This window comes from Phaeobacter sp. CAU 1743 (genome assembly GCF_039839315.1).
GTDB lineage: Bacteria > Pseudomonadota > Alphaproteobacteria > Rhodobacterales > Rhodobacteraceae > Phycobacter > Phycobacter gallaeciensis_A.
In genome coordinates this window covers 50,458-75,806 of sequence record NZ_JBDOQR010000006.1, presented here as the reverse complement: position 1 = coordinate 75,806, position 25,349 = coordinate 50,458, and the positions used below count along the sequence as shown (strand labels likewise).

Annotated in this window: 23 protein-coding genes; 7 read left to right on the top strand and 16 right to left on the bottom strand. The window is 60.8% G+C overall.

Annotated features, from left to right (window positions below; genetic code table 11):
- Positions 1–65 precede the first annotated feature (65 nt).
- Together AAFO90_RS04080 and AAFO90_RS04075 are read left to right on the top strand one after the other, a co-directional pair.
- Positions 66–779, top strand: coding sequence for an HAD family hydrolase (locus tag AAFO90_RS04080; RefSeq protein WP_347508585.1), 714 nt, complete (start codon positions 66–68; stop codon positions 777–779).
- 306 nt (positions 780–1,085) lie between these two features.
- Entirely contained in the window at positions 1,086–2,636 is a 1,551-nt protein-coding gene (locus tag AAFO90_RS04075; RefSeq protein WP_347508584.1) for a serine hydrolase, read from the top strand.
- A 104-nt stretch (positions 2,637–2,740) separates the two neighbouring features.
- Here AAFO90_RS04075 and ccoS read toward each other — a convergent pair whose 3' ends face one another.
- The 5 genes from ccoS to AAFO90_RS04050 form a co-directional block, all read right to left on the bottom strand.
- Positions 2,741–2,899 carry a cbb3-type cytochrome oxidase assembly protein CcoS gene (gene ccoS / locus AAFO90_RS04070; RefSeq protein WP_065271273.1) on the bottom strand — a complete coding sequence of 53 codons (159 nt, stop codon included), beginning with the start codon at positions 2,897–2,899 and terminating at the stop codon, positions 2,741–2,743.
- Positions 2,900–2,917: 18 nt separating this feature from the next.
- On the bottom strand, positions 2,918–5,098 hold the full coding sequence (locus tag AAFO90_RS04065; RefSeq protein ID WP_347508583.1) for a heavy metal translocating P-type ATPase: 2,181 nt from the start codon (positions 5,096–5,098) through the stop codon (positions 2,918–2,920).
- Between the two features lie 5 nt (positions 5,099–5,103).
- Positions 5,104–5,577, bottom strand: a complete 474-nt coding sequence (locus AAFO90_RS04060) for a FixH family protein (RefSeq protein ID WP_065271275.1) — start codon at positions 5,575–5,577, stop codon at positions 5,104–5,106.
- Positions 5,578–5,580: 3 nt separating this feature from the next.
- On the bottom strand, positions 5,581–7,011 hold the full coding sequence (gene ccoG, locus AAFO90_RS04055) for a cytochrome c oxidase accessory protein CcoG (RefSeq protein WP_274832692.1): 1,431 nt from the start codon (positions 7,009–7,011) through the stop codon (positions 5,581–5,583).
- 332 nt (positions 7,012–7,343) lie between these two features.
- Positions 7,344–8,252 carry a LysR family transcriptional regulator gene (locus AAFO90_RS04050; RefSeq protein WP_347508582.1) on the bottom strand — a complete coding sequence of 303 codons (909 nt, stop codon included), beginning with the start codon at positions 8,250–8,252 and terminating at the stop codon, positions 7,344–7,346.
- A 98-nt stretch (positions 8,253–8,350) separates the two neighbouring features.
- Between AAFO90_RS04050 and AAFO90_RS04045 the strand changes: the two genes are divergently transcribed.
- Entirely contained in the window at positions 8,351–8,542 is a 192-nt protein-coding gene (locus tag AAFO90_RS04045) for a hypothetical protein (RefSeq protein ID WP_347508581.1), read from the top strand.
- 330 nt (positions 8,543–8,872) lie between these two features.
- Positions 8,873–9,790, top strand: a complete 918-nt coding sequence (locus tag AAFO90_RS04040) for a DMT family transporter (RefSeq protein ID WP_347508580.1) — start codon at positions 8,873–8,875, stop codon at positions 9,788–9,790.
- 98 nt (positions 9,791–9,888) lie between these two features.
- Here the strand turns inward: AAFO90_RS04040 and ccoP are convergent, their stop codons facing one another.
- Genes ccoP through ccoN form a run of 4 tightly spaced genes read right to left on the bottom strand, consistent with a single transcriptional unit; the run spans position 9,889 to position 13,318 of the window.
- Positions 9,889–10,758, bottom strand: a complete 870-nt coding sequence (ccoP, locus tag AAFO90_RS04035; RefSeq protein WP_065271280.1) for a cytochrome-c oxidase, cbb3-type subunit III — start codon at positions 10,756–10,758, stop codon at positions 9,889–9,891.
- Positions 10,755–10,952, bottom strand: coding sequence for a CcoQ/FixQ family Cbb3-type cytochrome c oxidase assembly chaperone (locus AAFO90_RS04030; RefSeq protein ID WP_065271281.1), 198 nt, complete (start codon positions 10,950–10,952; stop codon positions 10,755–10,757). The genes ccoP and AAFO90_RS04030 overlap by 4 nt, the downstream gene beginning before the upstream one ends.
- A gap of 13 nt (positions 10,953–10,965) precedes the next feature.
- Positions 10,966–11,694 (bottom strand): cytochrome-c oxidase, cbb3-type subunit II, encoded by a 729-nt coding sequence (gene ccoO / locus AAFO90_RS04025; protein WP_065271282.1) that lies wholly within the window; start codon positions 11,692–11,694, stop codon positions 10,966–10,968.
- 13 nt (positions 11,695–11,707) lie between these two features.
- Entirely contained in the window at positions 11,708–13,318 is a 1,611-nt protein-coding gene (gene ccoN, locus AAFO90_RS04020) for a cytochrome-c oxidase, cbb3-type subunit I (protein WP_065271283.1), read from the bottom strand.
- Between the two features lie 204 nt (positions 13,319–13,522).
- Between ccoN and AAFO90_RS04015 the strand changes: the two genes are divergently transcribed.
- A complete protein-coding gene (locus tag AAFO90_RS04015) occupies positions 13,523–14,362 on the top strand; it encodes a universal stress protein (protein WP_347508579.1) in 840 nt (279 codons plus the stop codon).
- 95 nt (positions 14,363–14,457) lie between these two features.
- Here the strand turns inward: AAFO90_RS04015 and AAFO90_RS04010 are convergent, their stop codons facing one another.
- Both AAFO90_RS04010 and AAFO90_RS04005 read right to left on the bottom strand, forming a co-directional pair.
- A complete protein-coding gene (locus AAFO90_RS04010) occupies positions 14,458–14,715 on the bottom strand; it encodes a GlsB/YeaQ/YmgE family stress response membrane protein (RefSeq protein ID WP_274832689.1) in 258 nt (85 codons plus the stop codon).
- Positions 14,716–14,763: 48 nt separating this feature from the next.
- Positions 14,764–16,101: an aminotransferase class I/II-fold pyridoxal phosphate-dependent enzyme gene (locus AAFO90_RS04005; RefSeq protein ID WP_347508578.1), complete on the bottom strand. Its 1,338-nt coding sequence runs from the start codon at positions 16,099–16,101 to the stop codon at positions 14,764–14,766.
- A 113-nt stretch (positions 16,102–16,214) separates the two neighbouring features.
- Between AAFO90_RS04005 and AAFO90_RS04000 the strand changes: the two genes are divergently transcribed.
- A complete protein-coding gene (locus AAFO90_RS04000; RefSeq protein WP_347508577.1) occupies positions 16,215–17,108 on the top strand; it encodes a LysR family transcriptional regulator in 894 nt (297 codons plus the stop codon).
- A 79-nt stretch (positions 17,109–17,187) separates the two neighbouring features.
- On the opposite strand, the gene AAFO90_RS03995 is transcribed toward AAFO90_RS04000, so the two are convergent.
- Positions 17,188–17,928 carry a Crp/Fnr family transcriptional regulator gene (locus AAFO90_RS03995; protein WP_347508576.1) on the bottom strand — a complete coding sequence of 247 codons (741 nt, stop codon included), beginning with the start codon at positions 17,926–17,928 and terminating at the stop codon, positions 17,188–17,190.
- Between the two features lie 61 nt (positions 17,929–17,989).
- Here AAFO90_RS03995 and hemN point away from each other — a divergent pair, with 61 nt between their 5' ends.
- A complete protein-coding gene (gene hemN, locus AAFO90_RS03990) occupies positions 17,990–19,345 on the top strand; it encodes an oxygen-independent coproporphyrinogen III oxidase (RefSeq protein WP_347508575.1) in 1,356 nt (451 codons plus the stop codon).
- 52 nt (positions 19,346–19,397) lie between these two features.
- Here hemN and AAFO90_RS03985 read toward each other — a convergent pair whose 3' ends face one another.
- Genes AAFO90_RS03985 through AAFO90_RS03970 form a run of 4 tightly spaced genes read right to left on the bottom strand, consistent with a single transcriptional unit; the run spans position 19,398 to position 25,081 of the window.
- Positions 19,398–20,978, bottom strand: coding sequence for an ABC transporter ATP-binding protein (locus tag AAFO90_RS03985; protein ID WP_347508574.1), 1,581 nt, complete (start codon positions 20,976–20,978; stop codon positions 19,398–19,400).
- Entirely contained in the window at positions 20,975–22,081 is a 1,107-nt protein-coding gene (locus AAFO90_RS03980; RefSeq protein ID WP_065271289.1) for an ABC transporter permease, read from the bottom strand. The genes AAFO90_RS03985 and AAFO90_RS03980 overlap by 4 nt, the downstream gene beginning before the upstream one ends.
- A gap of 3 nt (positions 22,082–22,084) precedes the next feature.
- Positions 22,085–23,173, bottom strand: a complete 1,089-nt coding sequence (locus AAFO90_RS03975; RefSeq protein WP_065271290.1) for a microcin C ABC transporter permease YejB — start codon at positions 23,171–23,173, stop codon at positions 22,085–22,087.
- 9 nt (positions 23,174–23,182) lie between these two features.
- Positions 23,183–25,081 (bottom strand): extracellular solute-binding protein, encoded by a 1,899-nt coding sequence (locus AAFO90_RS03970; protein ID WP_347508619.1) that lies wholly within the window; start codon positions 25,079–25,081, stop codon positions 23,183–23,185.
- Positions 25,082–25,349 lie beyond the last annotated feature (268 nt).

The following is a 25,349-nucleotide window of genomic DNA, read 5'->3' as shown; positions in this document are numbered from 1 at the left end:
CTTGGATTGGTTTCATCGCATATATAGCGTTTTGACCGCGCAGGAAAAGAGAGTGTATGGCCTCAGTGACACGCAATTTGACGACAATCGGTTTTGATGCCGATGACACCCTCTGGCACAACGAGCGCTTTTTTCGTGTCACGCAAGAGCGTTTTGCCGAGTTGTTGCAGGATCATACGCCGCAGGACATGGGTCCCGATGCGCTAGCCGCGCGGCTGCTGGAGGCGGAAAAGCGCAACCTCGGACGCTATGGCTACGGCGTGAAGGGCTTCACCCTGTCGATGATCGAAACCGCCATAGATGTCACCGAAACACAGGTCCCGGCCAGCGTCATCAAAGAGCTGATCGTCGCCGGACAGATGATGCTGTCCTATCCGATCGACCTGCTGCCCCATGCCCAAGAGGCTATCGAGAAACTGGCTGGTGACTACCGTATCGTATTGATTACAAAAGGTGACCTTCTGGATCAGGAGCGCAAGCTGGCACAATCGGGGCTGGGCGATCTGTTCGATGGGGTCGAGATCGTTTCGGAAAAAACCGCCCCTATCTACCACGATATCTTCGAGCGGCACGGGACCGGCGCGGCACAGGCAATGATGGTGGGAAACTCCATGCGCTCGGACGTGGTACCGATGATCAAGGCCGGAGGCTGGGGCACCTATGTGCCGCACGGGCTGATCTGGGAGGTTGAGCACGCCGAGGCACCCGAGGGGCACCCCCGGTATCACGAGATTTCGGACCTTGGCTGCCTTCAGGATCTGATCCGGGAAATCGGATAGAACTCAACCCGCAAGCCGCACAGCTCGACGCGCCAAAAATCTGTTGCCGAAACGCATCGCCTAGACTGATTTTTCAGCGCTGCAAAGCGGGCCAGACGCCCAATTTTCCACCTTTTTGGTCAACACTTTTTTAACCAAACGCACATCTAGGCAACGCACTCAAAGCCGCTACAACATGTCGGCATATGTACCTGCCGCAGCCGCAGAACCGGTCACGGAAATGGTTTATTCCAGCGCCATCACATGCTACCGTTTTGTTAAAGAAGTAGAACAGTCAGCCGGAAAACCGGCGGCGAGAGGCAGAAAATGGCAGATATCGTGCAGGTCAGGTGTATTCCGCTGACCCACGCCCTGCGGGCATTCGCCCAGCAGATGGCTTGGGCCTTGGGTGTTGTTCTAACAGTTGCGTTGGTGGGCCTTCCGCCTACCCAGGCAACCGCCGCCCCCTATGCGGCAATGGTCGTGGATGCCCGGACCGGCGAGGTGCTGCACTCGCGCAACGCCGACACACGCCTGCACCCGGCTTCCCTCACCAAGATGATGACGCTCTACATCGCGTTTGAAGCAGTCCGGAACGGTGAAATATCGCTGGATACCAAGGTTCGCATCAGCAGCAACGCTGCCTCCGAGCCGCCCTCCAAGCTCGGACTTCGCTCGGGGCAGCGCATCGCATTTCGATATCTGATCCGTGCCGCCGCAGTGAAATCAGCCAATGACGCCGCGACCGCCATCGGCGAAACTCTGGCCGGATCCGAAGCCGCCTTTGCCCGCCGCATGACCCGCACCGCAAAGGCGCTTGGCATGTCCCGTACGACCTTCAAGAACGCCCACGGTCTGACCGAAAGCGGCCATATGTCCACCGCCCGGGACATGACCACCCTGGGACGTCACATGCTTTATGACTACCCCGAGTATTATAACCTGTTTTCGCGCACCTCCACCGACGCCGGCGTGCGCGTCGTGCCCAACACAAACCGCCGCCTTCTGGCGGCCTACAAGGGCGCTGACGGGATCAAGACGGGCTATACCCGCGCCGCCGGTTTCAACCTCGTGGCTTCGGCCAAGCGCGGCAATGAGCGAGTGATCGCTACAGTGTTCGGCGGCAAATCCTCGACCTCGCGCAACGCCAAGGTCGCAGAGCTTTTGGACCTCGGCTTCCGCCGTGCCCCGGCGCACGCGAAACTGCGCAAACCGGCGATGCCCGCCTATGTGGGCAACCAGAACATCCAGGTGGCTGATGGCGCCGCAGGCAAGACCATCCGCGTCAGCGGCCGGGTCCAAACCAGCCTGCGTCCGCGCCTGCGCCCCGCAACCGAACCTGCCGAAAATACAGCCCCGGTGCTGGTCGCCGAAGCCAGCCAGACCACAGAAGAAACCGCTGCGGATACCGTGGCATCGACGCCCAAGCTCGACCCCGAGATCCTGCAGGCCAGCGTCGAAGCCGCAATCACCGAAGCCAAAGTGGTTCCCGCCTCTGCCGAGAAACCGACCGTTGGCACGGCTGTAAAGACCTTCTTCAAGGGCCTGCGCCCCGTCGCCCGCCCGGCCAGATTGGCAAAGGCAGAGACCGCCGCCGAGCCGGAACCGGTTGTTGTCACCCGTCTTTCGACCTCCGGGGGGCGCTATTGGGGTATCAACGTGGGCCGCTACACCAACCGGTATGAAGCGGAAAAGGTCCTGCTGCGCACGGCCCTGTCGGAAATGGAAACGCTCAATGGCTCGCTGCGCAAGGTGTCCAAATCCAGATTGGGGTTTGAAGCCAACTTTCTTGGCATGAGCAAGGAAAGCGCAGAACTGGCTTGTCGGCGCCTACAGGCCCGCAACGTGACCTGCGATACATTGGGACCCGCCTCCTGACCCCCTTGCCCCATGCAAGGGACAAGGCACCAGACCACCAGAAACGACAAAGGCCCCGGACGACGGGGCCTTTTCTTTTGTGTGATCTTGCACAGCGCCACGGGTCAGGGTTTCGGGTGATCATCCCATTCATCGCTCAGGATGCGCCGAGCATCGCCTTCGGGATCGTCATACTGGTTCGACCGCACGGTGTAGATAAAGGCAACAAGCGCCGCGCCGCCCAGGATCAGAGAAATCGGGATCAGATAGGACAGGACGCTCATCTTGCGGACTTTCTCAGCTCAGGATTTTAGACGCAGCGCGTTCAGCGATACGGTGATCGAAGAGCTGGACATCGCCAGCGCCGCGATCAGCGGCGTTGCCAGCCCTGCCACAGCCAAAGGCACCGCGATCACGTTGTAAAGGGTGGCAAGGCGGAAATTCTCGCGGATCCGGCGGATCGCCTTTTGCGCCACGGTGCAGGCATCGGCGATGGGTTCCAGATCTTGCCCCAATAGCACGATATCCGAGGCCACCCGCGCCGCATCCAGCGCCGAGGCTGGCGAGATCGACACATGCGCTGCCGCGAGGGCCGCAGTGTCGTTCAGACCGTCCCCGACCATCAGCACCTTGCGCCCCTGCCCTGCAAGCATGCGGATGCGCCCAGCCTTATCCTCTGGCAGCGCCTCGGCCACCCATTTTTCGATGCCGAGCCGCTTCGCCAGCGCCTCCACCGCGCCGGTGGTATCGCCCGAAATCAGCAACACGTCCTTACCCGCCGCCTGCAGCGCACGCACCGCTTCGGCCGCGCCGGGACGCAGCGCATCAGTGAACAGGAAACCGCGCGGATTGCCATCACCGGTATCAAGCCAGGCAGCCGTCTGGCTGCCCTGCGCGGCGCCAACCCAAGCCGCTCGGCCCAACCGCACGCGGCGGCCTTGGTAGATGCCTTCAGTGCCGTAGCCCGGCACCTCTTTCAGCCCAGAAACCTCTGCCGGAGTGATCCCGGCCTCCCGCGCGGCACGTGCCAGCGCCACCGACAGCGGATGCGCTGAGGGCGCGGCCAGTGCCAGCGCGATTTCCAGATCGGATTGCGCCATCTCGTCCAGATTGACCAACTGGGGTGTGCCAGCCGTCAGGGTCCCGGTCTTGTCAAAGACAACGGTATCCACGCCTGCAAGCCGTTCCAACGCAGTGGAATGCTTGATCAGCATGCCCTTCTTGAACAGCCGTCCCGAGGCTGCGGTGGTCACCGCAGGCACCGCAAGGCCCAGCGCACAGGGACAGGTGATGATCAGAACCGCCGCAGCGATGTTCAGCGCCGTGCGCACATCAAAGGTGTAAAGATACCAGCCCACAAAGGCGAGCGCCGACAGGATGTGCACCCCGGGCGCATAGAGTTTGGCGGCCTTGTCGGCCAGCGATGTATAACGCGAGCGGCCCGACTCGGCGATCGCCACCAGATCGGCCATGCGATGCAGAGAGGTATCCTCCCCCACCGCCGTTGCGCGAATGGTCAGTGGCCCGGTCAGGTTCACCTCGCCCGCCGAAACCCCGGTGCCGGGACCGGCAAAGACTGGCAGCGTTTCCCCTGTCAGCAGGGACCGGTCCAGTTCCGAATGCCCATCGGTCACTTCCCCGTCCACCGGCATACGCCCGCCGGGACGCACCAAGATCAGATCGCCGATGGCCAGATCGGCGACAGGGACCTCATATTCCTGACCGTCCAGCAGCCGGATCGCGCGAGGCACCTCAAGCGCCGCAAGCTCCTGCGCTGCCGACCGCGCCACGGCACGGGTGCGATAGTCCAGATAACGGCCTGCCAACAGGAAAAAGGTCAGCGTCAGCGCTGCATCGAAATAGGCATGTTCCCCCGACAGCGAGGTTTCCCAAAGCGAGGTCACCAGCGCCAGAACCAGAGCGAGGACAATGGGCACATCCATATTGAGGCGCCCGACCTTCAGTGCGCTCCAGGCGTTCTTGAAGAAAGGCTGCGCCGAGAAAATGATCGCCGGAAAGGTGATCGCCGCCGAGATCCAGTGGAACATGTCCCGCGTCGCGTCCGAAGCTCCGGACCAGACAGAGATCGACAGCAACATGACGTTCATCGAAGCAAAGCCCGCAACCGCCAGCCGCATCAGCAGATCCCGGCCTGCGGTATCGTTCTGGGTTGCCGCAAGGGCGGTCACATCCAGCTCATGCGCCTCATACCCCAGATTTTCGAGCACCGGGATCAGATCGGCGGCGTGTACATCTGGCTGCGCTTCGATCAGAGCCCGTTTCAGGGTCAGGTTAACCCGCGCCGATTTTACGCCCGGATGGGCGTTCAGCCCGCGCTCGACCGCGGAAATGCAGCCCTGACAGTGGATTGACGGCAGGGACAAGGCCAGCCGTGCGTCTGTCGGAGCCTGTTCCACAGCTCCAGACGGCGCCGCAACGCAGCCCGGGCACACTGCCATCTGAGGACGCATCGGAGCCGTCATCTGCGTTACCCTTTTGCCACGTGCAGGATGACCCGCTGAGTGAACTCAGTGCCATTCTGGGCCCGCGCCACCATCCGGATATTCCAGTTCCCAGCGCCCAGTTTGGCAGGCGCGACATAAGCCTGGCCGTTGAACTGGAAATCAGGGTTCTGGTCGTCCTTCACGTGGGTTGCCCGGCCCAAAGTGGCCGTCAGCTTGGCCACTTCGACCGGGTTGCCATCCCGATCGGTGATCTCAAGCTTTACCTGACCGTCCTGAGCCGAGGCATAGACCGACCAGCCCAGAGCCTCTTGGGCAGTGCGACGGGCATCGAACTCCTGGCTGGCGGTGTAGGAGTTCTTCACCTCCAGACCAGGAAAGGTTTTCACAGCATTGACCGCCAGCGCAATATTGACGCCGATGATGACCGTGAAAGCGCCGCCGAACACCATCAGCGCATGGCGACCAGTGAACTCACGCTGGGGTTTGTCTGCCGCCATGGTTCAGTTTCCTTTCCCGTTGAAGGTCGTATCCTTGTAGGCACGCTCGCCGCTGTTGAGGTCTTCGACCCAGATCCGGACCGGGGTCGACTCGGCTCCGGACGCAGGCGCTCCCTTAGGGGTAACAATATAAACCCGTTGCAGGAAGGCGGTGTCGGCAGGCACCTGAACCGAGGCATAGGGCGTGCCTTCCAGCTGGATCCGCATTTCCGGCTCACCCTTGATCGACAGCTCGAACTGGCGCGGCTCCCCATGCTTGTTGCGCAGGCGCACATCATAGGTGTTGCGGACGGAGCCATCCGACAGGGTAACGAAGGTCGGGTTGCGGACCGGTGCGACGGTCAGATCGATATCCGGGCGGATGAACAAAGCAAACACCAGCGCAAAGCCAACAACAGCCCAGAGCGAGGTATACATGATCGTGCGTGGACGCAGGATATGTTTCCAGACGCTGCGCGGTGGCTGACCAGCGCGTTCGTTTGCCTCGTCCGACAGCGCCATATAGTCGATGAGGCCCCGCGGCTTGCCGATCTTGGCCATGACATCGTCACAGGCGTCGATGCACAGGGCGCAGGTGATGCACTCCAGTTGCTGGCCATCCCGGATGTCGATACCCATCGGACAGACGTTGACGCAGGCCATGCAGTCGATGCAATCGCCCATTTCCTGCGACTCGGCTGATTTGCGATGCTTGCCGCGCGGCTCACCCCGCCACTCACGATAGCCGACGGTCAGCGTGTCCTCATCCATCATCGCCGCCTGAATACGCGGCCAGGGGCAGGCGTAGATGCAGATCTGTTCGCGCGCAAAGCCACCAAAGAAGAAGGTGGTCAGGGTCAGCACCAACATGGTGGTATAGGCGATGGGGTGCGCCTGCAGCGTCACCAGATCGTGCAGCAGTGTCGGGGCATCGGAGAAATAGAAGATCCAGGCACCGCCGGTTGCCAGACCGATCAGGAACCAGGCCACCCATTTGGTGACACGCAGCCGCGCCTTGCGGAAATCCATCTTTTTCTGACGGTGCAGACGCAGGCGGGCGTTCCTGTCACCCTCGATCCAGCGTTCCACAAGAATGAACAGGTCGGTCCAGACAGTTTGCGGGCAGGCATAGCCACACCAGACCCGGCCCAGCGCCGAGGTGAACAGGAAGAGGCCCAGCCCCGCCATGATCAGAAGACCGGCCACGAAATAGAATTCATGCGGCCAGATTTCGATCCAGAAGAAATAGAAGCGGCGATTGGCAAGATCCAGCAGCACCGCCTGATCGGGCAACGACGGCCCCCGGTCCCAACGGATCCACGGCGTGATGTAGTAGATGCCCAGCATCACGGCCATCAGATACCATTTGAGATTGCGGAACATGCCCGATACGCGCCTTGGGAAAATCGGCTCCCTGGCGGCATAAAGGCTTGGGGCGGGATCGGAATCGCTCACGGACTCACTCCACTGAATTTGCTCTTTGTCTTGCGTTCTCACAGATGCGGCGCAGCACAGCTTTGACGTGGATCAAAAAGGATATCGGACAAATATCTTTGCCAGCGTCCTGCCACCCTTTGGTCACGTCAAAAAAACCGGCCACCACATACCGTGATAGGTTGACGACATACGTCTGAAACGGTTGTCAGCGACCTTATATGGATGCGCAACGCGACCTTTTTGCACGTCTCCGCATCTGCAAACGTCTCTGTGACCAAGGGATCATAGGCGCGCAACCGGGATCGGCGGACCGACGTGCGCTGCTTCACAAAATTGTGTTGTCCCGCCGGTCAGTTATCTCCGGTGTCATCCTGCGCCAACTCCCTAGGAACCTGCCGGTGCTTCCTGAGCCAGGCGATGAATTTGCGGGCCTGCGACCGCAACACGCCGGGCCGGGTCACGATGTGATAACCGCGCGTGTCGTCCTCTGTGAACAGGTCCACCAGCCGCCCTGCCCTGATGTCCTCTTCGACAAAGGCGCGCACGCTGACCGCCGCGCCCTGCCCGCCGCGCACCGCCTCCATCAGCAGATTTCCAGGCAGCCGGACCCGGGGGCCACGTAGGGCGTCGACGACACCACGGGAGACAAGCCATTTGGCCGCCTCCGTGGTTCCCAATTCCTCAAGCCAAGGAAAATCGAGTAGGTCCTGCGGCGAAGACACGCTGCGCCCATCAAGTAGATCCGGCGCCGCAACCACGGACATCGGCGATTGCAGCAACATCTCAGCCGCCAACCCGGACCAATCGCCAGAACCATAACGCAGCGCAATGTCGATCCCGCCCGGCGTCAGTTCGACCAATTCGCCACTTGGGTCCAGAACCATATCCACCTCCGGATGCAGGGCGCGGAACTCTGCAAGGCGCGGCATAAGCCACTGGGCGGCAAACATCGGCGTGCAACTGACATGTAACGGCCGCTGCGCGCCAGAAACGGTCAGGTCCTGAACCGCTGTCTGAATCGCACTGAACCCCAGTTGCAGTCCGCGCGCCAGATGCTCCCCCTCGCGCGTCAGCCGCAGCGCCCGGCCACTGCGGTCCAGAAGCGCCACGCCCATATGGCGTTCCAGCGCCCTGAGCTGTTGGCTAATGGCAGCGTGGCTGACATTCAGCGCCGCCCCTGCCTTCACCACATTCGACGTTTCGGCAAAGGCAGAAAAGGCTCTGAGCGCAGCCAGAGGCGGTAGGCTAAACCACTCCATATGTAATCCTGACTTACATAGTGACTTTTTTCCTGAGTCGCATGAAACGCGTTTTGGCGCAACAGTACCGGACATGTTCAAACTCAGGAGGCATCGAAATGCTGACCGACATCTACGCACGCACCGTATTCACCGCGACCCGCCTAGACTGCGCGCGCCTGCGGGATATGCCACCCGCCAAACCGCTGTCCCAGCCACGGAGCCGCCTTGGCCGGATCAAAGCCTGGCTTACACGGCGCATCAGCCAACCAGCGCGGCGCACCCGCTGCATCGACCCGCAGAAAATCTAGGAAGAAAAAGCGTCGGCTTTTCAGGAAACGCGCGAACAGATCGAAAAGCCGACGCCTGTACCCGCCTAACCAGCACGTCGGTACCGGCGGGATGCGAAGGACCCGGCAGGCAAGCATCACCCTGATGCCTATCGCCCTGCAGGGCCTGTTTCTCTTTGAAACGATATAAGCACGCGACAGCCCAACGCGATTTGACACGGATCAAGTCACGCAAACTAAAGGCGCCCAATTGGACAGAAACTGCCGCCCGGCTGCGCAGCTCTGACTGGGCCCGCAGCAGGCCACCGTGGAATTCTTGCCGGAATTCCAAACCGGTGCTATCGGCTTTGGATGTCAGATCGCTCTTCCAGCCCGCTTCCTGCCGCCCCCTCGCTTGTTCTGGCCAGCGCGGGCGTGCTGTTTGCTTCGCTCTGCTTTGGAGCGCTGCCGTTCTTTGCCCGTAGCCTGACCGAACAGGGCATGCCGCCCCATATCATCGCCTTTTACCGATTCACCCTGGCAGCCGTGGTCCTCTCGCCGCTGCTGTTCCTGCACCGGGACAAAGCCCGCGCAATCCTGTGGGGGATGGCGGCCGGGGCACTGATGGGGCTTGGCTGGATTGGATATGTCAGCGCCCTGCGCAGCGCGCCAGTATCCGTGGTCGGGGTTCTTTACATGACCTACCCGGTGTTCACGCTGCTGATCGCCTGGGTGCTGTTTCGCGACAGACCGCCCCTGCGCGCCGTCTGGGCCGCCGGTCTGAGCGTGGTTGCCGCGACAATTGCCAGCGGCCCGGGTGCGGTCCCTTCTGCCGCGCTGCCAGCCCTGGCGATTTCTCTGGCGGCGCCCTTGGGGTTTGGATTTGGCATCACCGTGCTGGTCTACCGGCTGACCGTTCTTCCGCCTTTGGCCCGGATCGCGGCGGTTTCGTTAGGATCCGTTCTGGGCCTCTTGCCGCTGGTGATGACGACGGATGCGGCTGCAATGGTCCCCAACGGCGGCGAAGGCTGGCTTTTGTTGCTGGGGATCAGCCTTGGCACGGCACTGGTGCCGCAGTTGGTCTATTCCGTCTGCAGCCCGATGATCGGCGCCGCGCGCACCGCTGTCATTGGCAGCATTGAACTGCCAACCATGTTCGCGGTGGGTGTCATCGCCTTTGGAGAGCGGATCTCTCTGGCGCAGGCCATCGCGTGCGCCCTGATCCTTGCGGCGATCATGCTGAGCAGCCAGACTAGGCGCACGGTCGCCCCCCACAGGGCAGGCCCCTGAACCGGCATGACCAAGCAGCCCGAGCAAGGGCAAAATGAAAAGGGCCACCCGTTGGGCGGCCCTTTTACGTGTTCCGATATTTGCTGTGGAACCCGGTCTTATTCGCCGCCACCCAGCTGGTGCACATAGGCGGTAACCGCGCGGATCTCGGCCTCGCTGAGGCGGAGGTTCCAGGCCGGCATCACACCGTAACGCGCATTGGTCACGGTCTCCGTCAGCGTGTCGTAATCGCCGCCATAGAGCCAGATCGCATCGGCCAGGTTCGGAGCGCCCTGAGCGCGATCACCGGTGCCGTCTTCCATGTGGCAGGACGAACAGTTGTCTTCAAAAACAACAGCGCCTGCTTCGACTTTGGAGGCATCCTGCGCTTCGCCCGACAGGGACATAACGTAGTTCACGACCTGATCGATCTCTTCGGCTTCGAGCAGCTCATCCCGGCCAAAGGCAGGCATCGCGGAGTAGCGCGCATCGTCGCTGTCCTCGTTGCGGATGCCGTGGGCCACAGTCGCGTGGATGTCTTCCACCGAACCACCCCAAAGCCAGTCGTCGTCCAGCAGGTTGGGATAACCCTTGGCACCTGCAGCGCCAGATCCGTGACACTGGGCACACCAGGTCTTGAACACGGCGGAGCCAGCCGACACAGCATAGGCATTCAGATCCGGGTCTGCCGAAATCTCGGTCAGGTCGGTTTCGACCAGCTTGGCATTGGTCGGGGCGTTTGCCTCTTCCACGGCCGCGATTTCACTGGCCACATCTGCACGGGTCGACCAGCCCAGTACCCCGGCCGTGGCCGAGTTGATCATCGGCCATGCCGGATAGGCGATGGTGTAACCAATGCCCCAGATGATGCAGAGGTAGAAGGTGTAGAGCCACCAGCGCGGCATCGGATTGTCGAACTCTTCGATCCCGTCCCATTGATGGCCGGTTGTCTTCGGATCGCTATCGAACTTTTGTGGTTTCTTACTCATGTCCGCGCCTCCTTGGCTTTACCCTTTGCTGGGGCGGGTTTGTCGTCATGCCGGAAGGGGATATCTGCCGTGTCGCGGTAGACCCGGTTGCTGCCTGGGCGGAACACCCAGACAACGACCCCGATGAAGAAAGCGAACAGCATCAGCAGCATCCAGCTGTCTGCGAACTGCCGCAGGAGTGTGTATTCTTCCATCTGTCCCTCCCGCTTAGCGGCTTGCATCCGGGGTGAAGGTCGAGAAGTCGACCAGAGTCCCCAGCATCTGCAGATAGGCGATCAGAGCGTCCGCTTCGGAAACACCCGGCTGGCCATCAAAGTTACGCACATTGATGTCTTCGCCATAGCGCTCCATCAGACCGTCGTAATCGCTGTCGGGATCCGCTTGCGCCATGAAGTCGGCTTGCGCGGCTTCGACCATCTCGTCGGTGTAGGGCACGCCCAGGATCGCATTGGTGGCCATGATGTCACCGATGTATTTGCCGTCCAGCATGGTCCGCTCAAGGAAGCCATATTTGGGCATCACCGATTCCGGCACCACCGACTGCGGATTGCGCAGGTGGTCCACGTGCCACTCATCCGAGTAGCGGCCACCGACGCGGGCCAGATCCGGCCCGGTCCGCTTGGAACCCCACTGGAACGGGTGATCGTACATCGATTCCGCCGCCAGCGAGTAGTGACCATAGCGTTCGACCTCGTCCCGCATGGGGCGGATCATCTGGCTGTGGCACACATAGCAGCCTTCACGGATGTAGACTTCGCGACCAGCCATCTCCAGCGGGGTGTAGGGACGCATGCCCTCCACCTCTTCGATGGTGTTTTCCAGCCAGAACAGCGGTGCGATCTGCACCAGACCACCGATGGTCACAACCAGGAAGCTGCACACCAGAAGGAGGGTCGCGTTGGTCTCGAGGATTTTATGTTTGTCGAGAATTGCCATTGTCCGGCCCTCCTTATTCAGCCGGGACCGAGACCGACAGGCTGGCTTCTTTGGCCGGCGCCCGACGGACGGTCATGATGAGGTTGTAGCACATGATGATCGCACCGGTGAGGTACATGACCCCGCCCAGACCGCGCACCACATACATCGGAAGCTTTGCAGCCACAGTGTCGGCAAAGGAGTTCACAAGGAAGCCATTCGCATCCACTTCGCGCCACATCAGGCCTTCCATGATGCCGGTCACCCACATGGAGGCGGCATAGAGAACGATACCGATGGTGGCGAGCCAGAAGTGCCAGGACACCATCTGCAGCGAGTAGAGACGCTCACGTTTCCACAGAACCGGCACCAGGAAGTAGAGGGCACCGAAGGTGATCATGCCATTCCAGCCAAGAGCGCCGGAGTGTACGTGACCGATGGTCCAGTCGGTGTAGTGCGACAGCGAGTTCACGGCGCGGATCGACATCATCGGACCTTCGAAGGTGGACATGCCGTAGAAACCGACCGAGATCACCATCATGCGGATGACGGGGTCGGTGCGCAGCTTGTCCCAGGCACCCGACAGGGTCATCAGACCGTTGATCATACCACCCCAGGACGGCATCCACAGCACGATCGAGAACACCATGCCAAGGGTCGAGGCCCAGTCAGGCAGCGCGGTGTAGTGCAGGTGGTGCGGACCAGCCCAGATGTAGATGAAGATCAGCGCCCAGAAGTGGATGATCGACAGTTTGTAGCTGAACACGGGGCGTTCGGCCTGTTTCGGGATGAAATAGTACATCATGCCGAGGAAGCCAGCGGTCAGGAAGAAGCCCACCGCGTTGTGGCCATACCACCACTGCACCATCGCATCCTGCACGCCGGGCCAGACGATGACCGATTTGGACCCCCAGATGGAGACCGGGATGGTCAGGTTGTTGACCACGTGCAGCATCGCGACGGTCACGATGAAGGCCAGGTAGAACCAGTTGGCGACGTAGATATGCGGCTCTTTCCGCTTGATCAGCGTGCCAAGGAAGACAGCAAGATAGGCGACCCATACGATGGTCAGCCACAGGTCAACATACCATTCCGGCTCGGCGTATTCCTTGGACTGGGTCCCGCCCAGAACATAGCCGGTCGCGGCCAGAACGATGAACAGCTGATAGCCCCAGAACACGAACCACGCCAAGTTGCCGCCCCAAAGCCGCGCCGCGGAGGTGCGCTGAACGACATAGAAAGAGGTTGCCAGAAGCGCGTTGCCCCCGAAGGCGAAGATCACCGCCGAGGTGTGCAGCGGACGCAGACGGCCAAAGTTGGCAAAGCCCTGCGCCCAATCGAAGTTCAGAACCGGAAAGGCCAGCTGGAAGGCAATAAACGTGCCCGCCAGAAAACCAACAACGCCCCAAAAGGCGGTGGCAATGACCCCGTAGCGCACGACGCTATCGAAATATTCGTGCTCCAGATTGCCGGTCGCCGGTACCGGCTCATCCGTCTTGCGAAGTGTGTAGAGGAAAAGCCCACCAGCCACGAGCATCACGATGATCGCGTGCACCTGGTAAGCCAGATCGCGCGCATAGTTGATCCCGATCATCGCAAAGAGCGTGACCAGACCAAGCGCTATCAGCTTGAGATAATTAGACATCTTGCGTCCCTTTAACATGTACCGCGCGATTCTTCCGCCACGCGGGACCTTTTTAGACCGAGTTTGTGATGCAGAACGCGCCGCTTCCATGCATTGATCTGCATCAAGACAATTGCCAAACAAGTGTGACACATCATTTATGGCACAGCCATTGAAACGCGGTCCCTTCTGGGGATTTTGCGCTATTTCCACCAAGGGATGACAATGACCTACAAAACCTTCTTATCCGTTCTGACTGACCAGAACACCGCCACAGCTCCACTGGCTCAGGCCGCCGCTCTGGCAGAGCATTTTTCCGGCCATACCGAGGTTCTGTGCCTTGGCGTGGACCGGACCCAAACGGGGTACTACTACGCCGGTGCCAATGCCATGATCATCCAGGAAGCCATGGTACGGGCACAGGAAGAAGCCGCAGAGGTCCAAACCCACGCCGCAGAGGTCATGGAGCGCAGCGGCACGCCCTTTTCGACCGATATCGCCATCGCGCCGGTGGCCGATCTGGGCCGCCACGTAGCGCATCATGCGCGATTCTCGGATCTGGTGGTGCTCGGCAAACCCTACGGCGAAGGCATCGGCGTAGAGGCAGAGCCCGTGGTCGAAGCGGCCCTGTTTGAAGGACGCACCCCGGTTCTGGTGGTGCCGGATGACGCCGAGCCGATCACCCAGCCGAAAACCGTGCTGCTGGCTTGGAACGAAAGCATCGAGGCCATGACCGCGATCCGCAAGGCGCTGCCCTTCCTCGAAGGCGCCGAGGTGGCCCGCATTGTCGTCATCGACCCGCCGCAGCACAGCCCGGAACGGTCCGATCCCGGCGGGATGCTGGCGCAGATGCTCTCGCGCCATGGCGTAAAATGCGAAATCGACGTACTCAGCAAGACGATGCCACGGGTCTCGGACATCCTGAACCGTCATGCCACCGATACCGGTGCGGATATGATCGTGATGGGCGCCTACGGCCACTCCCGTTTCCGCGAGGCGATTCTGGGCGGCGCGACCCGCAACATGCTGGAAAAAGCGACCGTTCCAGTCTTTATGGCCCACTGATTTCACCGACTGGCCACTCGTGGTCGGCAAAGAAACGACGCAAACAAAAGGCGCCCGATCAGGGGCGCCTTTTTTCGTTCTGTCGTAGGGCTGGCTCAGCGTGCTTTTCGGATCAACCCTATGACAAATAATAGAATCACCGCGCCGATGGTGGCGTGGATCACCGAGGCCAGCACCCCGCCGCCAACGGCAAAACCAAGAGCTGGGAAGATTGCCCCCGCCAGAAAGGCGCCAACGATCCCCACGATGATATTGCCAATGACGCCAAACCCGCGTCCCTGCATGATCTTGCCTGACAGCCACCCTGCAAGGGCGCCGATGATCAGCATTCCGATCAGACTTTCGAAGTGCATATGATTTCTCCCCTGTTTCAGGCAGCTTAGCTGCGAAGCCCTGCGAGGTCACGCCCGCACGTAATGCATGCCCTGGAACCGTGCCCGCATCGCGCGGGTGCGCGGTGCCACGGCTGCGGGATCGTTCCCGGTCAGCCCCTGCGCGATCAGCGCCGCCAGTTCCGGTGCATCCGCAGGCGTGACACCCCGGCGCACCAATTCGGGCGTTCCGATGCGCAGACCGTTCATGTCACCCGGCACCTCGGCAATTGGCAGGCCGATCCCACAGGCCAGGAACCCGGCTTTCCGCAGGGTTTTGGATGCTGCCTGCCCACCACCGAATCCAGCGGCCTCGACCGCGAACTGATGCGATTGGGTTGCCTTTCCTGCGCCCTTGAACACTGGCAATCCAAGCTTTTCCAATTCATCCGCCAGCGCCTGCGCCAGGTCGATCATAGCCTTTGCGTAGGCGGGGCCATAGTCGATCCAATCCAGAAGGCTGACCGCCAGCGCCGCTGTCTTGGCCGCGTCAAAATTGGCCGTCATCCCCGGAAAGGCGATGGCATCAAGCCGCTCGGCAACCGCCGCGTCATTGGTGACAATAAGCCCCCCGGCCGGTCCGCCAAGGCTTTTATAGGTGCTCATCGTCATCAGATGCGCGCCCTCTTGCAGCGGATTGGCCCAGGCGCCACCCGCGATGATGCCGCATTGATGCGCCGCGTCGAACAGCACCTTCGCGCCGACCTCATCTGCGATGGCGCGGACCTCTGCCACCGGGTGCGGAAAGAGGTTCAGACTGCCGCCAATGGTGATCAGGCTTGGCTGCACCTCATGCGCCATACGGCGCAAGCCATCCAGATCCACAGTGTAGCCATCCGCGTGCACTGGCGCCGGATGTGTTTTCAACCCGTAAAGCCCCGCACAGCCCGCATCATGGTGCGTCACATGTCCACCCACGGTGGCGGGCGGCGCGATGATACTGTCCCCCGGCTGCGTCAGAGCCATGAAACCATAAAGATTGGCGAGCGCGCCGGAGCCAACCCGAACCTCGGCATAGGCCGCCTGAAACACCTCGGCGGCCAATTCGGCGGCGATCACCTCGATCTCCTCAATGGCCTCCAGCCCCATTTCATATTTGTCGCCAGGATAGCCCAGCGACGGTCGACTGCCGAGCCCGGACGACAACACCGCCTCGGCAGCCGGGTTCATCACGTTGGTGGCTGGGTTGAGGTTGAAACACTCTTCATCGTGGATTTCCGCATTGCGCCGGATCAGCGCATCGATCCGCCCTGACAGCCTCTCGGTCGTTGCAGCGGCAGTCTGCTGTGCAATCTCCTGCACATGGGCCTCGCACGCCGCTGGCACCCAAGGGCGCTGTGCAAGGCGTTGTTTTGCCGGATCAGTCATGTGGATCATCCCTGTTGCGGATCTATTGCGTTGCCTCAGTGAAGCCGCCGTGCCCCCTTGTGCACAAACCAGTTTTGCGAAAAATTAGGGTTAGAAAATCTAGGCCTTATTTCATGAACGTCTCTCCGCCCCGTCCCAGATCCCTGCCCCTGACCGCCTTGCGCGCCTTCGAGGCTGCTGCCCGGCTCGGTAGTTTTGCCGCCGCAGCGCAGGAGCTTGGCGTCACGCCAGGGGCGGTATCGGCGCATATCAAGACGCTGGAAGATGCGCTTGGGGCGCCGCTGTTTCATCGCCGGGCCAAGGCAGTGAAGCTGACCGCGCCGGGCGCGCGCGCGCTGCCCGAATTTACCGCCGCCTTTGATCAACTGGCCGGGGCGGTGCAAACCCTGCGGGATGAAGCGGCCCCGGCGGTAGTGCATATCGCCACCCTACCCTCGGTCGCGCAGTTCTGGTTGTCCCCACGTTTGCCCGCCCTGCGGCAGGCCATGCCCGAGGTTGCCATTTCGGTCACCGCGCTGGAAACACCGCCCAACCTGAAACGCACGCCTTATGATCTGTGCCTGTTCTTCGACCCGTCACAGGGGCAGCCAGTGGAACGAGATGTCATATTTCCAGTCTGCGCCCCCAATCTGGCCGCACAGCTTTCGCGGCCCGAGGATCTGCGAAATGTGCCCTGCCTGACTGACACCACATGGGACCGGGACTGGATGCATTGGCTGACTGCAGTGGATCTCAGTGAGAGGGTGACGCCACGCGGACCGGTCTATTCGCTCTATGCCCTTGCGGTAGAGGAAACCCTGAACGGTGCCGGAGTGCTGATCGGCCACGCCGCCCTTTTGGCGCCTTTGCTGCAATCAGGACGGTTGGTTGCGCCCTTTGCCACCAACGTTACACTGCCGGATGCCCTGCGCCTGTGGCGCCTGCCCGGCCGGGGCTCGGCAGCTGCAGTCAATCAGGTGGCGGAGTGGCTGAAAAGCAGCACCGGAGAAGAGATCTTGCAAAGCTGACACGAAAAAGGGGCGGACAGATCTGCACCTGTTTCGCCCCTGTCCAATATGCACGCGTTGATTGCGCACAGCGTGGATCTCAGCCGAGGAAACCACCGTCACTATCGTCGCCCGCTTCTTCCAGCAGGCGCCCCATGTCGGGTACGGTCACGTGCCGCTTGCCTTCGAGCTCGATCACGCCATCCTTTTTCAGTGCCGACATCTGGCGGCTGACGGTTTCAAGGGTCAGGCCAAGGTAGTCTGCCATTGCCTCCCGCGTGAGCGGCAGATCAAACACCATCCGATCCTTCGCGCCTGCGGGAGTCAGAGACGCATCCCGGCGGGCAATGATCGATAGCAGGCTGGCGATCTTTTCCCGGGCAGTCTTGCGGCCCAGTACCAGCATCCATTCCCGCGCGGCGTCCAGTTCATCCAGCGTCATTTCAAGCAGGCGGTGCGCGATATGTGGCGTACGCGCCATCAGTTCTTCAAAGGGTTTCTTGCGGAAACAGCACATCACCACTTCGGTTGTGGCGACCACGTTATAGGCCGCGCCATCGCGCCCAGGGCGTCCGACAAAATCGCTGGGCAGGAGAATACCGACCATCTGGGTACGACCATCTTCCATTGTCTGGGTCAGGGTCGCGATGCCGGAAACCACCGAACCGACAAAATTCATTGAGTCGCCGGACCAGATAATCGGGCGCCCCGCCTCATAGGTCCGGTAGTATTTGATGGCATCCAACTCTTCCAATTCATCCGAATCGCAGCGCGCACAGACCGCGCGATGCCTGATCGGGCAATCACCACAGTTGAAAGATGAAATCGTGGGGGCTGTCATGGCGTGTCCCGCTTGATCTGGGTCAAAGTCTAGTTACTCGTACACGATTTACGATAGTCCGATGAAACAGAAATCACAATTGGCAAGCCTCGGATTATTCGATGCTAAAGTGCCGCGCTATACCAGCTACCCCACGGCGCCGCACTTTGCAGGCGGCGTAAATGCCAGTGTTTTCTCAGGCTGGCTAAGAGATATCGCGCCTGGCAGTCAGATCTCGCTTTATGTGCATGTGCCTTTCTGCCGCAGGCTGTGCTGGTTCTGCGCCTGCCGCACACAGGGCACCCAGTCAGACGCCCCGGTCAGGGCCTATCTCGACACGCTCAAGGCCGAAATCGCGCTGCTGAAATCGCACCTCCCCGAAGGTGTTAGCCTGTCCCGGCTGCATTGGGGCGGTGGCACACCGACGCTGCTATCACCCGATATGATTCGTGATCTGGCCGCCGCGCAGGCCGATCTGGCGCCATGGGCCCTTGGCACCAAGTTTTCGGTCGAGATTGATCCGAACGAATGCGACGCGGCGCGGCTGGATGCCCTGGCCGAGGCAGGCATGAACCGGGCCTCGATCGGAGTGCAGGATTTCGACGCCACCATCCAGAACGCAATCGGGCGGCTGCAAAGCTATGAGTTGACGCATGAAACCTTCGAAATGCTGCGCGCGCGGGGAATCCACAGTATCAATGCTGACATCCTGTTCGGGCTGCCACATCAGACGCCGGAGCGGATCACCGACAGCGCGCAGAAACTGTTGTCCCTCTCACCGGATCGGGTCGCCCTGTTTGGATATGCGCATGTGCCCTGGATGGCGCGGCGCCAGACCATGATTCCTACGGATACCCTGCCGACGCCCGAAAATCGGCTGGATCTTTTTGATACCGCCCGGCGCCTGTTCCTGTGGGACGGCTACCGCGAAATTGGCATCGACCATTTTGCAAGGCCGGACGGCAGTCTGGTCAAGGCTCAGACTTCTGGGCGGCTCAAACGGAATTTCCAAGGCTATACCGAGGATCCCGCCGACGTTCTGATCGGCATCGGCGCCTCGGCAATCTCGCGCTTCCCGCAGGGCTACGCCCAGAACGCCCCCGGCACCGCGGACCACGCAAAGGCGATAGCGACGGGTCAGTTTGCAACCGCGCGCGGACATGTCTTTCAGGGAGAAGACAAGTTGCGGGGTCGCATGATCGAATCGCTGATGTGCGATTTCAGGATCAGCGCCGAAGAAATCCTGGGCAAATTCTCCATTTCCACGCAGCGGCTGCGGGAGTTGCTGGAAGATACAGCCCGTGCATTTCCGAACATGGTGGAGCTGTCGCAGGAAGAGCTGTCGATCCCGGAGCGTGCGAGACCCCTAACCCGGATGATCGCCCGCAGTCTGGATGCCTATGACCTGAGCCAGGCAGGGCACAGCTCCGCGATCTGATACGGGTGATGGGGCCGCGAGGCCCCTGTTTGCCGGTATCCGTTTCCGCCGCTCAGCGCGTCGCCGCAAGAAGCTGGCGGGTGTACTCCTCCCGGGGGTCTTCAAACAGCGCGTCTGCCTCCCCGGCTTCCACCACGTCGCCCTGTTTCATCACGATCATCTTGTGCGACATGGCGCGCACGACGTTCAGATCGTGTGAAATGAACAGATAGGCCAACCCATAGCGCGTCTGCAGATCGCGCAACAGATCGACGATCTGCACCTGAACCGTCATGTCCAGCGCCGATGTCGGCTCATCCAGCACCACCAGCCGCGGCCGCAGCACCATGGCACGGGCAATGGCGATGCGTTGCCGCTGTCCGCCCGAAAACTCGTGCGGGTAGCGGTCCATCGCCGCTGGGTCTAGGCCCACCTCCACCATCACCTCAGCCACCAACTCGCGGGTGTCGCGATGCTGATCGACCTTATGGATTGCCAGACCTTCGGAAATGATCTGTGCGCAGGTCATCCGCGGGCTGAGAGAGCCGAAGGGATCCTGAAACACGATCTGCATGTCCTTGCGCAGGCGCCGCAGATCCCGCGTTGACCATTGTCGCAGGTCATCGCCGCGAAATCGCACCTCACCCTCCGACGCAATCAACCGCATGATGGCCAGCGCCAGGGTCGTCTTGCCAGAGCCGCTTTCCCCGACGATGCCAAGGGTTTCCCCTGCCCGGACGGAAATGGAGGTCGGATTGACCGCCTTCACATGCCCAACGGTGCGCTTCAACAGCCCCTTCTGGATCGGGAACCAGACCTTGAGACCCGAGGTTCGGACCAATTCCTCGGCGCCTTCGGGCACGGCGGCAGGTTGCCCAGAGGGCTCGGCTGCGAGCAATTTCTGAGTATAGGGATGTTGCGGGCTCGAGAAAATCTCCTCGGCAGGACCGCTTTCAACGATCTCGCCATCCTTCATCACGCAAACCCGGTCAGCGATACGCCGCACGATGGCCAGATCATGGGTGATAAACAACAGCCCCATGCCTTCGCTTTCTTTCAACTCGGCAAGAAGTTCGAGAATCTGGGCCTGAATGGTGACATCCAGCGCCGTGGTCGGTTCATCCGCGATCAGGATCTCGGGCTTGTTGGCCAGCGCCATGGCGATCATCACCCGCTGCCGCTGCCCACCGGACAGCTCGTGCGGATAGGCGCCAAGACGAGTTTCCGGATCGCGGATGCCGACCTTGATCAGCAGTTCCAGAATGCGGTCCCGCGCCGCCTGCCCCACCAGCCCCTGATGCAGGGCCAGCGATTCCGACAGTTGCTTTTCAATGGTGTGCAGCGGATTAAGCGAGGTCATCGGCTCCTGAAAGATAAAGCTGATGTCGTTGCCACGCAGTTTCATCAGGTGCTTTTCGTCGGCGCCGACCATCTCCTTGCCGTTGTAGAGCACCGATCCCTTCACCGTGGCACTGTCCCCCAGAAGCGACACCGTCGACAGAGCCGACACGGATTTGCCAGAGCCGGATTCCCCCACCAGCGCCACCGTTTCGCCACGCCCCACCTCAAAGGACACGCCTTTGACCGCTTCGGTCTCCTTGCCGTCTTGGCGGAAAGAGACCCGCAGACCTTTCACCTCCAGTATCGCAGTCATGAGAAGGTCTTTCTTGGGTCGAAGGCGTCGCGGATGCCTTCAAAGATAAAGACAAGAAGCGACAGCATGATGGCGAAGGTGAAGAAGGCGGTGAAGGCCAGCCAGGGCGCTTCAAGGTTCTGTTTCGCCTGCAGGGTCAACTCCCCCAGCGAAGGCGCCGAGGATGGCAGTCCGAAGCCGAGGAAATCGAGCCCCGCCAGCGACGAGATGGTTCCGGTCACGATGAAGGGCATCATCGTCAGGGTCGCCACCATGGCATTCGGCAGCATGTGGCGGAACATGATGGTCATGTTGCCAACACCCAGCGCCTTGGCCGCGCGCACGTACTCCAGATTGCGCGCCCGCAGGAATTCGGCGCGCACCACCCCGACCAGCGCGGTCCAGCCGAACAGGATCATAAGGAAGACCAGCAGCCAGAAACTGCGCCCCAGGATCGCGAACATGATGATGATCACATAAAGCGTCGGGGTCGAGCTCCAGATTTCGATGAACCGCTGGAACAGAAGATCCAGCCAGCCGCCAAAATAGCCCTGCACGGCGCCTGCCGCGATGCCGAGAACGGTCGCCGCGCCTGTCACGATCAGGGTAAAGACGATGGACAGGCGGAAGCCGTGGATGACCCGCGCCAGCACGTCCCGCTTGGTATCATCGGTGCCCAAGAGGTTCTGCCCGTTCGGCGGCAGCGGTGCGGCACCGGGCCGGTCCACCGTGGTGTTAAAGCTGTAGGGAATCGGCGGCCAGATGGTCCAGCCTTCGTGGAAATCTTCCCCTGCGAAGGTGCCAGCCGCGATCTGTTCCATGATCCCTTCAGGGTCATCAAAACAGTCCAGATTGCCGCCCGAGCGGATCAGGCATTCGACCTCGGGGTCCTTGTACACCGCCTCGGTCCTGAAATCGCCGCCAAAGGCGGTTTCGGGATAGAACTTGAAGATCGGCATGTGCAATTCGCCGCGATAACTGACCAGAATCGGTTTGTCGTTGGCGATGAACTCGGCAAACAACGACAGCACGAACAGCACCGAAAAGATCCAGAACGACCAGAAAGCCCGCTTGTTGCGGCGGAAATTGTTCCAGCGGCGCTGGTTGAGTGGGGACAATGCCATGGCTCAGCCCTCTCTCTTTTCAAAGTCGATGCGTGGGTCGACCAGCACGTACATGATGTCGGACACGATCCCCACCACGAGGCTCATCAGGCCAAAGATGAACAGCGTGCCAAAGATCACCGGATAATCACGCGCCACGGCGGCCTCAAACCCGAGACGCCCCAGCCCATCAAGCGAGAAGATCGTTTCGATGATCAGGCTGCCCGAGAAGAAGACGCCGATGAACACCGCCGGAAAGCCCGCGATCACGATCAGCATCGCGTTGCGGAACACATGACCATACAGAACCCGTCGTTCGCTCAGCCCCTTGGCCCGGGCGGTCATCACGTATTGTTTCTTGATCTCGTCCAGAAAGGAGTTCTTGGTCAGCAGCGTCAGCGTCGCAAAGGCCCCGATGGTGGAGGCGATGACCGGCAGCGCGATGTGCCAGAAGTAATCCCCAATCTTGGCCAGCAGGCTTAGCTCCTCCCAGTTGTCCGAGGTCAGCCCCCGCAGCGGAAAGATCTGCCAATAAGAGCCACCGGCAAAGAGCACCAGCAATAGGATCGCAAACAGGAACGAGGGGATTGCATAGGCCGCGATGATCATGCCGCTGGTCCAAGTATCGAAACGCGACCCGTCGCTCAGCGCCTTGCGGATGCCCATCGGGATCGAGATCATATAGGCGATCAAGGTCGACCACAGGCCCAGCGAAATCGACACTGGCATTTTCTCCATCACCAGTTCGGTGACATCGATCTTGCGGAAATAACTTTCGCCGAAATCGAACCGAAGATAGTTGCCGATCATCTGGATGAACCGCTCCAATGGTGGCTTGTCTAGACCGAATTGCGCGTTCAACTCTTCGATCAACTCGGGGGGCAGGCCCTGACGACCCGCATAGTTGTCATTCGATCCAAGGGTTTCCGTGGCCCCGGCATCGCCGCCACCACCGGCAAAGCCTTCGAACACATCACCACTGCCCTGCATCTGGGCAATGATCTGTTCCACCGGCCCGCCCGGCACAAATTGCACCAGGGCAAAGTTGATCACCATGATCCCGAACAGGGTCGGGATCACCAGCAGGAAACGCCGCAGAATATAGGCTGCCATGGGACGGGCCTACCGCAACGCGCCAGAGGCCTTGAGCGCGGCCTCCTTTTCGGCGTTCACCCACCACAGATCCATCGTGCCCGGCGCATAGGGCGGCAGGTTCTCGGGGTATTCATACATGCTCCAGTAGGCGATCCAGTTCACGTCCAGATACCAAGTAGGAACCATGAACCGTTTAGCCCGCAGCACCCGGTCCAGCGCGCGGGCGCTGGCGTGGAGTTCTTCCTCGGTGGTGGCTTTGACGATATTGTCGATCAGCGCGTCCACCGCCGGATCGGCCAGCCCTGCGGGATTGAAGACCGAATATTGATGCGCCTCCGATCCGAATTGCTGATAAAGACCCGTCGAAGGTTCCAGCGACTTCGGATAGGCAAAGCTCACCATATCGAAATCCTTTTCCCGGCGGCGACTGGTGTATTGCGCGAAATCCACCCGGTTCAGCTTGGCATCGATCCCCATGATGATGAGGTTCGCGACATAGGGCTGTACGATGCGTTCCAGCGTCGGGCTATCGAGCAGGAATTCGATCTGCATGACCTCGCCCGCCGCATTGCGGCGCACCCCGTCATCGCCAACGGCCCAGCCTGCCTCATCCAGAAGTTTCATCGCCCGGCGCAGATTGCGGCGGTCCGATGGACGCCCCGGTTTCGAAGCGTGCGCCATCACCGGTTCAGTGGTCAGGATGGTGGGGTCGATCTGGTCGCCCAGCGCCTCGAGCACTTCTTTTTCGCGCCCTTCTGGCAGTCCCTTGGCCTCCAGCGCACTGTCCTGCCAGAAGGAGGAGCGGTGCCGGAACAACCCGTATTGCAAGCTTTCGTTGGTCCATTCGAAGTTGAAGGCCAGTTGCACTGCCTCACGCACGCGGATGTCCTGGAACACGGGACGCAGCAGGTTCATAACAAAACCATTGGCAGCAGGCACGTTACCGTCGGGGATTTCGTCCTTGATGACATCGCCGCGCGCAACCGCGTCAAACTCATAGGCGGTCGCCCAGCTTTTGGAACTGTTCTCGGGGCGCAGGGTGTAGACACCGGCCTTGAACCCTTCCATCGCCGCGATGGCATCGCCGAAATACTCGATCCGGATGCTGTCGTAGTTGTGGCGGCCGACATTCACATTGAGATCGGCGCCCCAGTAATCCGGATTACGGCGGTAGACGATGCGCTGATTGATGTCGAAGCTGTCGAGAACATATGGCCCCGACCCGATTCCCGGATCCAGACGCGGCTCATCAAGACGGCGGTTTTCGGGATCGGCTTCGAACCAGGCCTTGGAGAAGACGGGCGTGCCTGCGACCTGCGAAATCATCGCGCGGCGCGGGAAATCGGGTGAGAAGTAGAATTTGACCCGGTGCGGGCCAAGCGCCTCGGCCTTGGGGATGCGTTTGCGCACTGCCTCGGCATAGGATTGCAGCCCCTGATCCAGCAGGATGTTATGGGAAAAGACCACGTCATCGGCGGTCACAGGCGATCCATCCGAAAACCGCGCTTCGGGGCGCAGGTTGAAGATCACCCAATCCTGGCTTTCGGGGTATTCCAGACTTTCCGCAATCAGCCCGTAATAGGAGCCCGGTTCGTCATAGGATTCGATCAACAGGCTTTCCAGATGGTAGGAGGACAGCGCCCCGCCCCGCCCCTTGCGGGTAAAGGGGTTCATGCTGTCAAAGGTACCGACGGCGGAAAAGGACAGCTCCCCGCCCTTGGGCGCCTCCGGGTTCACATAGTCGAAATGCGCGAATCCTTCGGGGTATTTCAGTTCACCGAATTCCGCGAACCCATGGCTTTTGATGATTGTCTCTTCGGCGCGGGCCGTTCCTGCCAGCACGGCAACCAGTGCCAGCATCGTCGCGCCCAGCACCAGCACGCTCTGCATCAGAAAACCAAGCTGCGCTGGCAGCCCCCCGCGCATGGTCTGCGTTCGGGCTGTCATCTGTTGTGATCTCATCTGCCTTAACCTCCGCTGTCCGGTGTTCAAGCGATCCGGATTTCTACCGTATTTCAAGCTAATGGCAGGCAGGCGCAACATTCAAGTTGTGATGCGGTCACTTTCGGGTTGGGCCAGGGCAATTTCCCATCCTTTTGCGGCACATATTCTCCGACAGGCCCCACAAAAAGCGAAAGGCCGCTGAGGATCAGCGGCCTTTCAAAACTCAAATCCGGTTCTGTACCAGCCGGAG

What these genes read in the sequence shown, in the direction of transcription:
- ccoN (WP_065271283.1), bottom strand. Translation starts at nt 13,318, where the DNA reads ATGTCTAATTATCTCAAGCTGATAGCGCTTGGTCTGGTCACGCTCTTT.
- ccoS (WP_065271273.1), bottom strand. Translation starts at nt 2,899, where the DNA reads ATGAGCGTCCTGTCCTATCTGATCCCGATTTCTCTGATCCTGGGCGGC.
- AAFO90_RS04045 (WP_347508581.1), top strand. Translation starts at nt 8,351, where the DNA reads ATGCTGACCGACATCTACGCACGCACCGTATTCACCGCGACCCGCCTA.
- ccoO (WP_065271282.1), bottom strand. Translation starts at nt 11,694, where the DNA reads ATGGCAATTCTCGACAAACATAAAATCCTCGAGACCAACGCGACCCTC.
- AAFO90_RS04005 (WP_347508578.1), bottom strand. Translation starts at nt 16,101, where the DNA reads ATGACTGATCCGGCAAAACAACGCCTTGCACAGCGCCCTTGGGTGCCA.
- AAFO90_RS04065 (WP_347508583.1), bottom strand. Translation starts at nt 5,098, where the DNA reads ATGACGGCTCCGATGCGTCCTCAGATGGCAGTGTGCCCGGGCTGCGTT.
- AAFO90_RS04075 (WP_347508584.1), top strand. Translation starts at nt 1,086, where the DNA reads ATGGCAGATATCGTGCAGGTCAGGTGTATTCCGCTGACCCACGCCCTG.
- AAFO90_RS04040 (WP_347508580.1), top strand. Translation starts at nt 8,873, where the DNA reads ATGTCAGATCGCTCTTCCAGCCCGCTTCCTGCCGCCCCCTCGCTTGTT.
- AAFO90_RS04030 (WP_065271281.1), bottom strand. Translation starts at nt 10,952, where the DNA reads ATGGAAGAATACACACTCCTGCGGCAGTTCGCAGACAGCTGGATGCTG.
- AAFO90_RS04000 (WP_347508577.1), top strand. Translation starts at nt 16,215, where the DNA reads ATGAACGTCTCTCCGCCCCGTCCCAGATCCCTGCCCCTGACCGCCTTG.
- hemN (WP_347508575.1), top strand. Translation starts at nt 17,990, where the DNA reads ATGAAACAGAAATCACAATTGGCAAGCCTCGGATTATTCGATGCTAAA.
- AAFO90_RS03975 (WP_065271290.1), bottom strand. Translation starts at nt 23,173, where the DNA reads ATGGCAGCCTATATTCTGCGGCGTTTCCTGCTGGTGATCCCGACCCTG.
- AAFO90_RS03985 (WP_347508574.1), bottom strand. Translation starts at nt 20,978, where the DNA reads ATGACTGCGATACTGGAGGTGAAAGGTCTGCGGGTCTCTTTCCGCCAA.
- ccoP (WP_065271280.1), bottom strand. Translation starts at nt 10,758, where the DNA reads ATGAGTAAGAAACCACAAAAGTTCGATAGCGATCCGAAGACAACCGGC.
- AAFO90_RS04010 (WP_274832689.1), bottom strand. Translation starts at nt 14,715, where the DNA reads ATGCACTTCGAAAGTCTGATCGGAATGCTGATCATCGGCGCCCTTGCA.
- AAFO90_RS03970 (WP_347508619.1), bottom strand. Translation starts at nt 25,081, where the DNA reads ATGCGCGGGGGGCTGCCAGCGCAGCTTGGTTTTCTGATGCAGAGCGTG.
- AAFO90_RS03995 (WP_347508576.1), bottom strand. Translation starts at nt 17,928, where the DNA reads ATGACAGCCCCCACGATTTCATCTTTCAACTGTGGTGATTGCCCGATC.
- AAFO90_RS03980 (WP_065271289.1), bottom strand. Translation starts at nt 22,081, where the DNA reads ATGGCATTGTCCCCACTCAACCAGCGCCGCTGGAACAATTTCCGCCGC.
- AAFO90_RS04050 (WP_347508582.1), bottom strand. Translation starts at nt 8,252, where the DNA reads ATGGAGTGGTTTAGCCTACCGCCTCTGGCTGCGCTCAGAGCCTTTTCT.
- AAFO90_RS04060 (WP_065271275.1), bottom strand. Translation starts at nt 5,577, where the DNA reads ATGGCGGCAGACAAACCCCAGCGTGAGTTCACTGGTCGCCATGCGCTG.
- AAFO90_RS04015 (WP_347508579.1), top strand. Translation starts at nt 13,523, where the DNA reads ATGACCTACAAAACCTTCTTATCCGTTCTGACTGACCAGAACACCGCC.